We start from the raw sequence: 13708 nt of genomic DNA, 5'->3' as shown, positions 1-13708 counted from the left end.
ATGTGTGCAACGATTGGACCAATTATACTTAATCCCGAGTAATTTAGTCAAGATTAAAGTGTGGTTGAATGGTTAATCTAGCTTATTACTATGATTGATAAAAACAATGGTATTTAGAAGCAGTCATAAAACCGTTTAGTGGCGGTGATTATAGAGATTCTGCTTATAGCTTTTGAACGTGCTGAGAAACAGAAGATTGTAAGTTTGTCTGTGTATTCTGTTGAAGTGACTAATTATTGGGATGATTGAGTGTTGAAGTGACTAAGTATTGAGATTATTCAATATTAAGATTATTAAGAAGCAAAAAGCGGCTGATATCCTGTAATGGATGTCAGCCGCTTTTTATTAAGTCATCGTTCTAAATTATGATGTACCGTTGAGATTAATTCATCAACAACGCAATGATAGTACCAATCATAATGACAAGAGCAGCGACCGTTACAATAACAAGCATCTTTTGCTTGCTCTGTAATTCTTTTACGGTGGTTTCAAGCTCACGGTTTTTGATAGTAAGGGTGTTTATCTGAGTTTGTTGTTCTTTAATGCGTAACTTATAGTTTTCCTTTTTTTCTGCTAGGTCAGCTTCAGTTGGCTTAGACTTACCTTTGCCACCGTTTATTTTTTTGATCAAGCCCTGAATCAAGCTACCCAGACCGAGTTGCATGATGAATTGTTTGACCAATTGTACTTGCACAGACTCACCGCGCATTTGTAACTTTTCAGTCGTTTCGCTGTCGTGAGTGGTTATGGCATTGATAACCTGAAGGCTGTAGGCATTGATGATGACATCAGGTTCGCTACGGTCAATAGGTAGCTGAGCATCTAACAATACGCCTTTGGTACTAAAAGTAGCAAAAATTTCAACGTGTGGTAAATACAAACGCAACGCCACAACAGTGCCTTGCTTGGCAAGTGGATAAGCAGCTCTACGTAGTTCAGGATCTAAACGTAACAGTAATGTCAGCGCCGACTCGATGAACACCAGAATGATATTAGAAAAAGAGTGAGACAACGTAGAACGCTTCATGTAAATAATCCGTTTTTTTATTTGGCAAATTATAGGCAAAAGACAATCAAGGGTCAAAATCGACGCAAAATGTGCAGTAATATTTTGCTTATAGTAACGCCTTTATAATAAAAAGTAACGCTAGTTTCTGTCAGTTAGTCAATTATTACTTTACAATTTGTTAGGCAATAAAGACACGAGTGTTTGTGACTGATGGTGCATTAATGTGACCTGACCAGCGCTAAACGATAAGATAACATATAGGTGTATCTTTAAGATGAGGTCACATTAGTTGAACATTGTGCCTTGATAGAACCGTTGCAGATACTTTGCGTAACATTGAGTGTCAAATACGTAGTGTAGTGAACAAAAATATGTAAAATCGCTTGCGCTCCTTATGCTGCCTTGATATAAAGACGATAACAAAGCGAGACCTGTTAATACGTCAGTCAGGCAGTTTTTATTGCTTAAATGCTATGAGAGCGTTACAATGCTTGGCGTGAGCGTTTATTATCCCCCTTAAACTTGAAGGAAATTTTATGAATAAGTCAGAATTAATTGATAGCATCGCAGACAAAAGTGGTCTAAATAAAACCCAAGCTGGTGATGCATTGAATGCTGTTATGGAAAGTGTTGGTGAAGCGCTAGAAGCTGGCGATAGCATCTCATTAGTTGGTTTTGGTACTTTCAGCGTAAAAGACCGCAAAGCGCGTACTGGCCGTAACCCTAAGACTGGTGAAGAGCTTAGCATCCCTGCAAGCAAAGTACCTAGCTTCAAAGCTGGTAAAAACTTAAAAGAGCGCTTGAACTAAGCCATACTATTATCAGTAAGCGCTGTGTCATGACGTAATATACGAATAAACATAGCGTTTACCAATAGTAAAGTAGTAGATGATTTATAGCATGGTTCAACGCCATACTCTAAATTATAAAAAAGCACCTAATATTTGGGTGCTTTTTTTATTGCTATAGTTTGTATCATACAACGTGAATATTTTGAGTCTACACCAAAAATCACGTATCATAGGGCGCGCGATAGATGCGTTGTTGAAACTAGGCTGCTTTAGTCAGTCTTGTCCTTCTATATAAAATGCACGCGCGCTTACTTTTACCATTGCCTGCTTAGATAGCATTGATATTCATATTAATATTACAATGGTTTTTCATCAATATAGGTTAATACAGCAGAGATAACTATGGATAAATTGCGCGATTTCTTAAAAAGCTGGCCAGGTCGCATTTTATTGATTTTATGCCTATCGCCGCTCGCTCTATTGGGTGTCGAAAGTTACTTTGGCGGTGGAGTCGATCCCAACCAAGTCGCTCAGGTAGGTGACGCAAGTGTAGGGCTGACCGAATACCAGTCTGCTGTCAATAGCCGTCGTACTGAAATATTAGAACAAGTTGAGGATGCCAGTCTATTAAATGAGGATGTGCTACACGAGCAAGTCCTAAAAGGTCTTATTGATCGTACGCTACTAGAGCAGCAAGCAGGCAAGCTTGGTATGACAGTTTCTGATGACACAATTAATCGTTTGTTGCGTCAAGAAGAAGTATTTCAGGATGCTGATGGCAATTTTTCTAACGATCAATTTGCGAACTTTTTGCGTCAGCGCGGTATGACAAAGAATCAGTTGTTTGCTGAATTTCGCAATCAGTTGAGCTTGGATCAGCTTAACGCTAGTATCGTCGGTACGGCAGTGTATCCAATGCAAGCGGTCAGTCAGTTGATTGATCTGCAGCTTGAGTCGCGCAACGTCTGGTTGCATCGCTTTAATTGGCAAGACTACAGCGATCAGGTGAAATTGAGCAAAAATGACATACAAACCTACTATGATGCCAATAAAGAAACGCTAAAAAGTGCGGCAATGGTAGATTTGGCTTATCTGCAACTCAGCCCTCAAACCATTCAGGTGACAGACGTTACAAAAGAAGATCTACAGCAGCAATATGAAGCTTATAAGCAAGAGCAAGCCATCGTCGATGAGCGTCAAGTTAGTCAGATTCTATTGACAGGTGATAATGCTAAGGCACGAGCAGATACGGTTAAAGCGCGTTTAGACAAAGGGGCATCATTTGTAGCATTAGCTAAATCAGAGTCAGATGACCCATCAGGAGAGACGGGTGGTAGTATCGGTCGCTTTAACCCTTCTGTATTCGGCAATGACGCGACAGCAGTTGAAAAAGCGTTAGAGGGATTGAGTGTTGGTGATATCACCGCACCTATCAAGACCAGCTTTGGCTATCAGATATTTACGGTGACCGAAGACAATGGTAGTAAAGTACCAACTTTAGAGAGCATGCGTGATGACTTAACAGCCAAGGCGACAGAGTATAAGCGTCAGGAAATGTATGCTGATAAAGTAACAGCGATTAATGACATGGCAGCAGATGGCTTTAGTATTGAAGACATTGCTCAACAAGAGAACGTGACATTGAAGCGTCTCAAAGATTACCGCAAAGAGAACAACACATCAGTACTGTCACAACCTGCGGTGATCAAGCAAGCTTTTGATGAGTTTACCATTCAAGATCAAGCAGTGACCGCTGGTATCGAAGTGGGTAACGGTACAGTATGGGTACAGCCAAGCAATTATCGTCCTACCAAAACGCTTGCTGTATCTGCCGCTACGCCAAGAATTACCCAGATACTACGTCAGCAAAAAGCCACAGCATTGGCATTGAAAGAAGCCAAATCGTTGGTCGCTGGTATTAAGACGTCAGCTGATATTAGCAAGCAGCCAGTCAGCCTTCAGTCATTGGGTGCAGTGAACCGTCAAACAACGCTATTGACAGAAAAAGAGCGTGGATTGGCTTTCAGTCAGCAAGCGGCTAATAATGGTGTGGTTGCTGTTGCGAGCGAAACAGAAACGGGTGCTACTCTGTTGGTTGGTGATCGTATCAAGACAGAGCCACAGTCGCCATTATCTGATGCGCAAAGAGCGCAAACGGCTAGCATTATCCGTGATAACTTAGGTCAGGATCAGCTACAAGACTATTTAGATTATCTACGCTTGGTGTATAAAGTTGAGATTAACGAAGCCAATATGTCAAATGCGCAAGGGCGCTAAAAATCAGGAATTGAGGGGAATATGGTGTGATTGCTAAATCATATTTTCTAAATATCCTTATTAAATTTGACGTATAAAAAAGCCACTATTTATAGTGGCTTTTTTAATGGATATTGCTTTTATCATAAGAATGTAGCATTAACAGCAGTATACAATTTAGTACGGCTATTAATGCCAGTTTTCAAGATACTAGACGGTTTAATGGCGGAAATGGCGCATGCCAGTGAAGACCATTGCAATGCCATGCTCATTGGCTGCAGCGATGGTTTCGTCATCACGCATAGAGCCACCTGGCTGGATAATAGCAGAGATGCCTACTGCAGCAGCGTTATCGATACCATCACGGAACGGGAAGAACGCGTCTGAGGCCATAACAGCACCTTCAGTCGCTAGTCCAGCGTGCTCTGCTTTGATGGCAGCAATACGAGCTGAGTTAACGCGGCTCATCTGACCTGCGCCAACACCGATAGTACGCTGACCTTTGGCATAGACGATGGCATTAGATTTGACGTATTTTGCTACGTTCCAGCTGAACAGTAGATCTGAAATCTGTGCTTCAGTTGGTTGTACATCAGTAACGATTTTTAGATCATTGGCAGTAATCAAACCAAGATCTTGCTCTTGTACGAGTAGACCACCATTAACGCGTTTATAGTCTAGCTGGATATCGCGTTGATCTGGTGCTGGTAGCTCGCCGCATACCAATACACGTACGTTTTTCTTAGCAGCAGTCGCTTCAAGCACACCATCTTCGATGCTAGGCGCAATAATCACTTCTACAAATTGATTGTCGATAATGGCTTTTGCTGCTGCGAGCGTCAATGGGCGGTTAAAGGCAATGATACCACCGAAAGAAGATTCAGGATCGGTACTGAAGGCTGTGTTATAAGCAGCTACTTGGTCATTATCAACTGCGACGCCGCAAGGATTTGCATGCTTGACAATAACGCAAGCAGGCGTACTAAAGGCTTTGACACACTCAAGGGCTGCATCAGTGTCAGCGATGTTGTTATAAGACAGTGCCTTACCTTGTAGTTGCTTGGCAGTCGCTATAGAAGCTTGTTGGCTCTTTAGTGGCTGATTTTCGATATAAAAAGCAGCGTTTTGATGTGGGTTTTCACCGTAGCGTAGGTCTTGGACTTTTTCAAGCTGTACATTGAATGTACGTGAGAAGTTTTCTGCTTTTTGGTTTTCGTTCACACGGCTGCCTAAGAAGTTGGCAATCATACCGTCGTACTGTGCCGTATGTTCAAAAGCCTTCACTGCCAAGTCGTAGCGTAGAGCCGTTGTCAATGCAGTACCATCACCTAATGCGGTAAGAATACGGTCATAATCAGCCGGATCAGTCACGATACCCACATGGGCGTGATTTTTGGCAGCTGAACGAACCATGGTAGGGCCGCCGATATCGATGTTTTCGATAGCATCGTTCATCGTGACATCAGCACGTGCAATGGTTTCAGCAAACGGATATAAATTCACCACCACCAAATCAATACGGTCAATGGCGTGCTCACTCATGACAGCATCGTCTTTACCACGGCGTCCTAAGATACCACCATGAATTTTAGGGTGTAGTGTTTTAACACGGCCATCCATCATTTCAGGGAAACCGGTATAGTCTGATACTTCTGTCACATCAACGTTGTTTTCTGTGAGTAACCGATAAGTACCGCCAGTAGAAAGTAAGCCAAAGCCTGCTTTAATAAGGCCCTGAGCAAATTCAACGATATTAGATTTATCGGAGACCGATAACAATGCAAGTGGGGTAGTACTCATAAAAAAACTTCCATAAAAAAAGCCTGACGTAAACGTCTGGCAAGGTGATGAAGACAATTATTGCAAACAGTATCACAATGGATAATGTCAGGAGTATTAAATTGCCATGCATAATGATGGTTGTTAAAGATAAGTGCGCTCATAGAGCAAGGGCTACATTAAGTCATAAGTTTTGAGTTTTTTGCGTAAAGTGCCACGGTTTAAACCTAGGATTTGCGCACATTTGGTTTGATTGCCCCGAGTTTTTTCAAGGACGACAGATAAGAGCGGTTCTTCTATTTGTTTTAGGATGAGCTCGTATAAGTCGGTGGGTGTCTCATCGCCTAGCATCGCAAAATACTGTCGTACCACACGCTCAACGTGTACTCGTAGCGGCTCATGCGTATTACTCGCATAGCTGTCTACTGACGCATTAAAGTGGTGAGTCGGCTGAGGGTAGTTTTCTTTATTATAATCGGCAGGATGCTCAGAGCTTGTAGCAAAATGATTGGCATAATGCTGTGCATGAGGCGCCATAAGATAATGTCCTTGGGATTAGGGAGAATCAAACCATAAGATATTGTGGGTATTATATCAAATTAATGTCGTCTAGCGCTGATATATTGGCAGTTATCTTAGCATTGACGCTATTTACGAAAGCTTATTCTCAATAGTATGAATACAAACCTCTCTGACTGATAAGCATTAACTCAATGTTATAAGCTTCAATTTAGCTCAAAACTTAGTACAAGGGGCTGATGCTAACATCGCGGATTTGTGTATTTGCAACGGGTATAGTAAAGAGTATCTGACGGTTGCTGTCTGCAGCCAGTTGGCTTTGCTTACTTAATAGATAGTCAGCTGGTGTAGCAATAAACTCGCCAATTAGCTCATTGCTACCATAGACGCTGACTTTAACATTTGGATATAGCTGAGTGCTTGCACTTTGATTATTTAATGTAGCGCTTATATCGCTAAATTTACCCGTCATTTTTATTTTGCTGGATCTATGATTGGCATTGCTAATAGTCAGAGTATTTATATTGGCACTGGGTAAGCTACAAGAAATAGCTGAACATATTGCTTGGAGTTTTTCAGCATGAGCAGGATTCTTTACCAAAGTCTCTAAGTTAAAGATGACATATTGTGCAAAGAGTAATAGTGCCAACACTAAACACCCGAGTATCCATAGTAACGATGCTGCTGAACGTTTCCTCGGCGTTGGTATAAATTGCTCTTGAGACTTTCTCACACGCTCATCAATGGATTTGTCTTCGTCTCTAAGTGGCACGCCCATATTGAGTAACAGTCGTGATAAGTCGGTTTCGTCTTGTAGTATGTCTTCGCTTTTGTTTTGATCTTTAAGAAGCTTTTCGAGCCATGAGTTGTCAGTCGTATCATCGATATTAGCGTGAATATCATTAGAGACGGCTGAACTGATGCTTTTACTGGTTGTTTTAGAGGTGGCATTTGACGGTTCATCAGACACTGTTGAAGTATAATTGGTCTCGTTTATTTGATCCAACCACGCATCCATACTGTCTAGAGAATCGTATTCTAAAGCGGTATCGTCTGTCTCATCGGTATCCATGTCATCATGGATTAATATATCAGAGGAGATTTTTTTTGAAGGTGGTTTTTTAAATGCTGATTTAGTGTTATCTGAGCTGTTTTTATTATTGATTTTAGATGTTTGTGCAGAGTGGTTATGTGGAGTCGACATATCCTTTTTTTGGGTTGTTGCTGTCTCTACGGGAGAGGCTGATATCTTAGAAACATCAGGGTTTACAACAAGATGTTTGTTGACTAAAAAACCTTGGTGGCATTGATCGCAGATGACTGTTGCATTGTCTCTATTGAGCTGATCCTGCTGTATTTTCAAGCAATTTTTGCAATGAGGGCACTGGGTCTGTATTGGCGTAGTCATAGGGTCGAATCCAAAAAAATATGGTTATCAATACCGCTTAGCCACTCAATAAAGGCTGCCTATGATGCTAATGCCATCATTCAAAAGCATTTAAAAATCTATGAGTCATGAGCACGGATAGAGTGGCGTCAAACACAGGGTATCTGACTGCCCTCTATCGTAACAGATGTAATTAAATGTTGCTAGCCTGTAAATGTACCAGATAGACGTTGCCAATGTTGGTCTTCTTGCGCTGTGAAAGCATGTTTTGCATCAAGAGCAAAATAAGGCTGATAAGCATCAGTGACTTGGTCAGTTTGCGACTCTATCAAGCCTGCTAGTACGATTCTACCTTTTTGCGTGATTAAAGTCGCAAAATAAGGGGCTAGGCCAATTAATGGTTTTGCCAAGATATTTGCGACGATAACGTCTACTGGCAAGACAGAATTCTGTGAACAGTAATCCGTAAATTCTTCTGGCAAGAATGCTTGTAGACGGTCACCAACATCATTGCGTTCTGCATTTTGATTGGTTGCCAATACTGCTTGTGGATCGATATCAACTGCATAAACTTGGCGTGCACCCAATAGCAAAGCAGCAATGCCCAAAATACCTGAGCCACAACCATAATCAATGACCACTTTATCTTTTAAATCTTGCTCTGTTAGCCAATCGAGACATAAGCGCGTGGTCGCATGATAGCCAGTACCAAAGGCCAGTCCAGGATCCATAATAATATTGGTCGCGTCAGGGTTCGGTGGCGTTAGCCAATTGGGTACGATCCATAGGTTATTGGCACATTCGATAGGATGGTAATTACTCATCCATTCGCGTTCCCAGTCTTTGTCATCGACAGCACTCAGCCAAACACGGGTGGCTTGTACTTGAGCGGCGATTTCATGACTCAACTGCTCGACAGCCTGACGGTTGCCAGCATCAGTCGTCGCATCAAACAGCCCTGTTAGGATAACTTCATCCCATAGAGGAGACTCACCAGGTAATGGTTCAAACAAAGGCTGGTCACCTGCATCATCTAAGGCAATAGACAGTGCGCCTGCCTCTAGTAGTAGCGCCTCAGCCAAATCGACGTTTGCTTTTTCACATTGTAAATGTAGTTGTTGCCATGCCATAACGATAACCTTAAGCTAAATTAAATGTATATTTTGGATAAATGATGTAGTGTAGAATATAAAAAGTGAATAGATTACAAAGTTATAAACTTGGCATCTATTCACTTAGAGATGTTTTGATATTAACGTAATGCTTGTTTTGCCTCACTGACGACACGTGAGTTACCTTGTGCCTGTCCTGATTGCAAGATGATTTGCCATAGCGAGCGTCTGCGATTGGCGTCTTGAGAGACACTAAGACCACGGCGTGCCATTGCTTCTGCTTTACGAGGTTGGTTCTTTTTCAATGCCACTTGTGCTAAATAGAAATATACCGCTGATGATTTGGGTGCTAGGCGCTGTGCACGGGTAAAGCTGCTTTCAGCATTGGTCAATTGACCTGTTTTGAGCTGATTGACACCTGTCTGCATTAAACTGCGAAACGCTGGCAGGTTGCTATTGTTACTGGTCGCTTGTTGCGTTCGTTGCTGCGAGTTGCTTCTAGCACGTTCTAACAGTTCGCTATGTGATGGTATAGATGGCTCAGGGACTACGTATTCTTCACGAGAAGGGATAACGAAGACAGTGTCAGGCTGAGTCGGTATAGGGTTGGATGGTACAAACACCGGAGACTCTTGAGTCAGTGGATTTGTCGATTCAACAGAACTGTCAGGTTCGATAGGATAGTCGCTGTCAGCACCCTCTTCATAGATAGGGGCCTGAGTCTCAGTAGGCGCAGACATGTCAGGCATTTGCGACGATGGGACAGTCTGAGAAGGGGCTGTCGTCATCGTAGTCGGCGCAGTCTGACAAGCGCTCAAACCCAACATGCTGATAAGTGCGCTGGTTACCAGTATAGCATTGGCTGAGGTGGGCTTTTTAGAACTACCAATAACGGCTGGCTTGACTGACGTAGCGTGCTTCAGAGATAACAACATGTTGAGACCTTTTGTAATATTTAAAAGCAATGTTAGAACCATTCAACGGCACGATCATACCAAGTATCAGCATCGTTTTCATTTTGCTCATCATTATTTTCTTGGCTATCTGTATCAACGGCTTCACCATTTGGAATCTCAAAGTTGCCTTGTTGATTTTGTAGTTGTGACTGCTCGCGTGCACGGTCTTGTTGATATAGGCCAAGCGCACAACTGCTGGCCTCTTCTGGTAGATGTGCTGACAGTACTGGCAGATAACGGGCATCAGTACAACGCTCATTAGAGAGCTTACCTGAGTTGTTCTCTAACCATAACCATTCAATGCCTTCAGGCTCTGGTAATGAGACAGGCGTCAGCTTGAGACGGTCCATATAATCAACCCAAACTGGTAATGCACCACTACCACCGCTTAGACCGATAGGTTTGTTGTCATCACGACCAACCCAAACCACACTGACGTAGTTGCCACTATAACCAGCAAACCAAGCATCTCGAAAGTCGTTTGTGGTACCTGTTTTACCCGCCAAGTTTAAATTGCTACCAAGTGATTTTGCACGTTTAGCAGAACCAGTTGCGACCACTTGCTGTAGCGCGTAATTCGTGAGGTAATTGGTCTCAGGTGGGATGCTGCGCTGAGTATTGAGTCCAGTACGTTGCAAGATACGGCCGCGATCATCTATCACCGTACGAATACTATGAATAGGGGTGCGAAAGCCACCAGTCGCAAAGACTTGGTATACGCCAAGCATATCCATCGGGCTAAGATTGACAGAGCCTAGCAGTGCTGAAGGATATGGTGGTATGTCTTCTTTTACACCCATACGCTTCAATTGTTTGGCAAAGGTATCAATCCCAAACTCCATGCCCAAGCGTACCGCCGCTTGGTTATATGATTGTGATAGTGCAGTGGTAAATGGGACATAACCGTGATCACGATTGTCGTAGTTTTTCGGGTTCCATTTAGTACCGTCACTTAAATTGACCGTAATTGGTGAGTCATCTACCGAGCTTGCGAGATTGTAGCGTCCGCTTTCGAGCGCTGTCATATAAATGACTGGCTTTAATAATGAGCCGACTTGACGCTTGGCATCAACGGCACGGTTAAAGCCGGTAAACTCACTACCACTACCGACCACAGATACCAGCTCGCCAGTTTCAGGATTGGCACTCACTAGAGCACCTTGTAAATCTTTGGTTTTGCTGCTCTTGCGACGTAACTCACCCAGTTTTTTATCAACGGCCTTGTCTGCTGCCAACTGCGCAATCGGATCTAACGTACTGATAATAGTGAGACCTTCGTTTTTGAGGTCATCAGAATAATAAACAGTGTTCAGTTCACGTTTGACGATATCCAAAAAGTCAGGGAATTGGCTCTTACCTTCAACAGGTTTTTCCACGATATCAAGCGGTCGTTCAATCGCTTTATCATAATCTTCTTGGCTAAGTGATTCTACAGCCAGCATATTACCAAGAACAATATTACGGCGTTCTTTTGAGTCATTTGGATTGCGACGTGGATTATAGATACTTGGGCCTTTTGCCATACCGACAAGCATGGCTTGTTGATCTAAGCGCAGCTCTTTGAGTGGTTTGCCAAAATAAAACTGTGAGGCCAAGCCAAAACCATTGATAGAGCGCTTACCGTTCTGACCTAAGTAAATCTCGTTTAGATACGTCTGTAGAATTTCGTCTTTGCTGTAATGCAATTCAAGTAGTACAGCCATTAATGCTTCGTTGGCTTTGCGTTTTAGCGTACGGTCTGAGTTGAGATAGAAGTTTTTGATCAACTGCTGAGTAATGGTCGAGCCGCCCTGTCTAGAGCCGCCAGAGAAGTTATTTATTACGGCGCGTGCGATACCGCGTACAGATACCCCTTTGTGCTCGTAAAACGCACGGTCTTCCGTGGCGATCAACGCGTCGATGAGCGGCTGTGGCACGTCATCTAATGAGACGACCATACGATCTTCGTTACTATCTGGGTAGATACCACCAATATTGACAGGCTCTAAGCGAATGATGCCACTCTTGGCAGGTAAGGTGCTCTGTACCGATGAAATCTTATTGCCATTAATAGTCATTTTGATGACTTGCTCTTTGTCCACATCATTGGCGCTATAAGTAAAGCCACGCGTATGGATAAAGTAGGTATTACCTGATTTATGATAAGTGCCAGTGCGATCATAAGCTTTGTTGCTTTGATAGTTAAGCAATTCTAGCCAAGTTTTCATCGTATCGGTATCGACACTAGCACCTTGATATAACTCAAGTGGCTGTGAATATACTTTGGCAGGAATATCCCAGCGCTTACCCTCAAACTTATGGGTAATGGTACGATCAAGTTTGATTAAGTATAGCGCGAGCAGCACCATACCCGCGATAATGACAATTAATATAAGACTACTAAATACCAAGCCACGCTGCTGTGAAGGTAGCGTGCTGACAATAGGCCTAGCAGACTGTGGTAACTGGGTATTTGGTAGCTTGGAATTGGATTTTTGCACTGATATCGCACCATTTTGGGATAAAAAACTGCTTCATAATGACGCAAAATGACAAATTTTTCAATCTATCATCGTCAAAGTTAGCATTCATTGGTATTAAACTATGAGCATTGAGACTGCTTACAGCACTTGCTTATAGTATAATCTTTATTAAAGTATTCACATGAATATAAACGCATCAGGAGCTTTTAATTGCTTTTATAGATGCCATATAGAATAGTCGTTCACGATAGCAATTTAATCTTGCTACAACGATGTATTTTTTATGAATTATCCGCTGTTATTGTTGCGTATTACTTTATGCTAGCAACGCCAAGAGACTTCTAGAGTTACTGTTTTATTTGGTTCTATAACCTAAGCATTGAGTACCGTTAATGATAGCAAGCTGCACGCGAAGCGAATTTACTTGAAACGAACTTGAATGAATAAGGTTCGAGCAAACCTGTCTAAAGGAAGTAAGCGCGATTATGTCTAGTGTACCTCCATCAATAGCCTCCACCCCAAACCATCATTATGAAGACAACTCGATCATTGAAGGTCTAGTGCTGCCACTTGCGGGCGATTGCTTTCATTGCGGCGATCCTGTACCGCAGCCACCATTCTATGCCGAGATACTGGGTCAATCACGTGAGATGTGCTGTATGGGCTGTCAATTGGCAGCGCAGAGTATCGTAGAGGCAGGACTGGAGCAGTACTATCTGGACCGCTCGGAGATTAGTCGTACGGCAAGCTTGCCTACTCAGATGACACGTCTTGAGGTTTATGATCATGACGAGATAAAGCAGCAGTTCGTGTATGCGCAGGATGGTATGTCGGTGGCAGAGTTGTCTGTCAATAATCTACGTTGTGCGGCGTGTACGTGGTTGATTGAATCACGTCTCGACGAGTTGGATGGTATCAGTAAATGTCAGGTGAATTTGACCAACCAACGCATGCGGGTGATTTGGAACGAAGATAAGCTGCCGATTAGCCGTATTCTGGCCGTTATCAATGAAATCGGCTATGAAGCCAAGCCTTATCGTCAAGACACGCATGAGGCTATGCTGGCACGCCATACCAATCAAATGCTGCTGCGTCTTGGTATCGCAGCACTGGGTTCGATGCAAGCAATGATGTACGCTGTGGCGCTCTATTTTGGTGAATATAGCGATATGCTGATATTGCAGCGTGATTTTCTACGTTGGGTCTCATTGTTCGTCAGCACACCTGTTTTCTTTTATGCTGGACTACCGTTTTTTACATCAGCTTGGTCAGCGGTTCGCGCCCGCCAAGTCAATATGGATGTGCCTGTCAGTATTGCGCTAATTGTGACTTTTTTCGCCAGTCTCTATGCCACGATTACTGGGCAAGGGGAAACGTATTACGATTCGGTCAGCATGTTTATTTTCTGCTTATTGGCAGGGCGTTACATCGAGCATA

10 protein-coding genes are annotated in these 13708 nt (G+C 42.8%); 3 read left to right on the top strand and 7 right to left on the bottom strand.

All coding sequences use genetic code 11. The features are described 5' to 3' along the window. Nucleotides 1-382: 382 nt before the first annotated feature. Nucleotides 383-1027 carry a hypothetical protein gene (locus JMW61_RS00050; protein ID WP_201548261.1) on the bottom strand — a complete coding sequence of 215 codons (645 nt, stop codon included), beginning with the start codon at nucleotides 1025-1027 and terminating at the stop codon, nucleotides 383-385. A gap of 518 nt (nucleotides 1028-1545) precedes the next feature. Here JMW61_RS00050 and JMW61_RS00045 point away from each other — a divergent pair. Together JMW61_RS00045 and JMW61_RS00040 are read left to right on the top strand one after the other, a co-directional pair. Then, nucleotides 1546-1818: an HU family DNA-binding protein gene (locus tag JMW61_RS00045; protein WP_045445077.1), complete on the top strand. Its 273-nt coding sequence runs from the start codon at nucleotides 1546-1548 to the stop codon at nucleotides 1816-1818. Between the two features lie 384 nt (nucleotides 1819-2202). After that, nucleotides 2203-4077 carry a SurA N-terminal domain-containing protein gene (locus tag JMW61_RS00040; protein ID WP_201548259.1) on the top strand — a complete coding sequence of 625 codons (1875 nt, stop codon included), beginning with the start codon at nucleotides 2203-2205 and terminating at the stop codon, nucleotides 4075-4077. Between the two features lie 198 nt (nucleotides 4078-4275). Here JMW61_RS00040 and purH read toward each other — a convergent pair whose 3' ends face one another. From purH to mrcB, 6 genes are all read right to left on the bottom strand, one after another. Further along, nucleotides 4276-5856: a bifunctional phosphoribosylaminoimidazolecarboxamide formyltransferase/IMP cyclohydrolase gene (gene purH, locus JMW61_RS00035; protein ID WP_201548257.1), complete on the bottom strand. Its 1581-nt coding sequence runs from the start codon at nucleotides 5854-5856 to the stop codon at nucleotides 4276-4278. Between the two features lie 153 nt (nucleotides 5857-6009). Further along, a complete protein-coding gene (gene fis / locus JMW61_RS00030) occupies nucleotides 6010-6372 on the bottom strand; it encodes a DNA-binding transcriptional regulator Fis (protein ID WP_110922421.1) in 363 nt (120 codons plus the stop codon). Nucleotides 6373-6577: 205 nt separating this feature from the next. Further along, entirely contained in the window at nucleotides 6578-7762 is a 1185-nt protein-coding gene (locus JMW61_RS00025; protein ID WP_201548255.1) for a DUF3426 domain-containing protein, read from the bottom strand. Between the two features lie 182 nt (nucleotides 7763-7944). Next, nucleotides 7945-8871, bottom strand: coding sequence for a 50S ribosomal protein L11 methyltransferase (gene prmA / locus JMW61_RS00020; RefSeq protein ID WP_197218457.1), 927 nt, complete (start codon nucleotides 8869-8871; stop codon nucleotides 7945-7947). A gap of 122 nt (nucleotides 8872-8993) precedes the next feature. Then, a complete protein-coding gene (locus JMW61_RS00015) occupies nucleotides 8994-9788 on the bottom strand; it encodes a tetratricopeptide repeat protein (protein ID WP_201548253.1) in 795 nt (264 codons plus the stop codon). A 32-nt stretch (nucleotides 9789-9820) separates the two neighbouring features. Next, nucleotides 9821-12289: a penicillin-binding protein 1B gene (mrcB, locus tag JMW61_RS00010; protein ID WP_201548251.1), complete on the bottom strand. Its 2469-nt coding sequence runs from the start codon at nucleotides 12287-12289 to the stop codon at nucleotides 9821-9823. Between the two features lie 467 nt (nucleotides 12290-12756). Here mrcB and JMW61_RS00005 point away from each other — a divergent pair. Next, the coding region (locus tag JMW61_RS00005; protein WP_201548249.1) for a heavy metal translocating P-type ATPase metal-binding domain-containing protein at nucleotides 12757-13708 on the top strand (952 nt) is incomplete at its 3' end.

Source organism: Psychrobacter fjordensis, assembly GCF_904845995.1.
In the GTDB taxonomy this organism is placed as follows: domain Bacteria; phylum Pseudomonadota; class Gammaproteobacteria; order Pseudomonadales; family Moraxellaceae; genus Psychrobacter; species Psychrobacter fjordensis.
The sequence above is the reverse complement of the archived record's forward strand: the minus strand, read 5'-3'. Positions and strand labels throughout refer to the sequence as shown.

Bases quoted from the DNA above. Each gene is read 5' to 3' on its own strand.
- JMW61_RS00015 (WP_201548253.1), bottom strand. From the start codon at position 9,788: ATGTTGTTATCTCTGAAGCACGCTACGTCAGTCAAGCCAGCCGTTATT.
- prmA (WP_197218457.1), bottom strand. From the start codon at position 8,871: ATGGCATGGCAACAACTACATTTACAATGTGAAAAAGCAAACGTCGAT.
- JMW61_RS00025 (WP_201548255.1), bottom strand. From the start codon at position 7,762: ATGACTACGCCAATACAGACCCAGTGCCCTCATTGCAAAAATTGCTTG.
- JMW61_RS00045 (WP_045445077.1), top strand. From the start codon at position 1,546: ATGAATAAGTCAGAATTAATTGATAGCATCGCAGACAAAAGTGGTCTA.
- fis (WP_110922421.1), bottom strand. From the start codon at position 6,372: ATGGCGCCTCATGCACAGCATTATGCCAATCATTTTGCTACAAGCTCT.
- JMW61_RS00040 (WP_201548259.1), top strand. From the start codon at position 2,203: ATGGATAAATTGCGCGATTTCTTAAAAAGCTGGCCAGGTCGCATTTTA.
- JMW61_RS00050 (WP_201548261.1), bottom strand. From the start codon at position 1,027: ATGAAGCGTTCTACGTTGTCTCACTCTTTTTCTAATATCATTCTGGTG.
- purH (WP_201548257.1), bottom strand. From the start codon at position 5,856: ATGAGTACTACCCCACTTGCATTGTTATCGGTCTCCGATAAATCTAAT.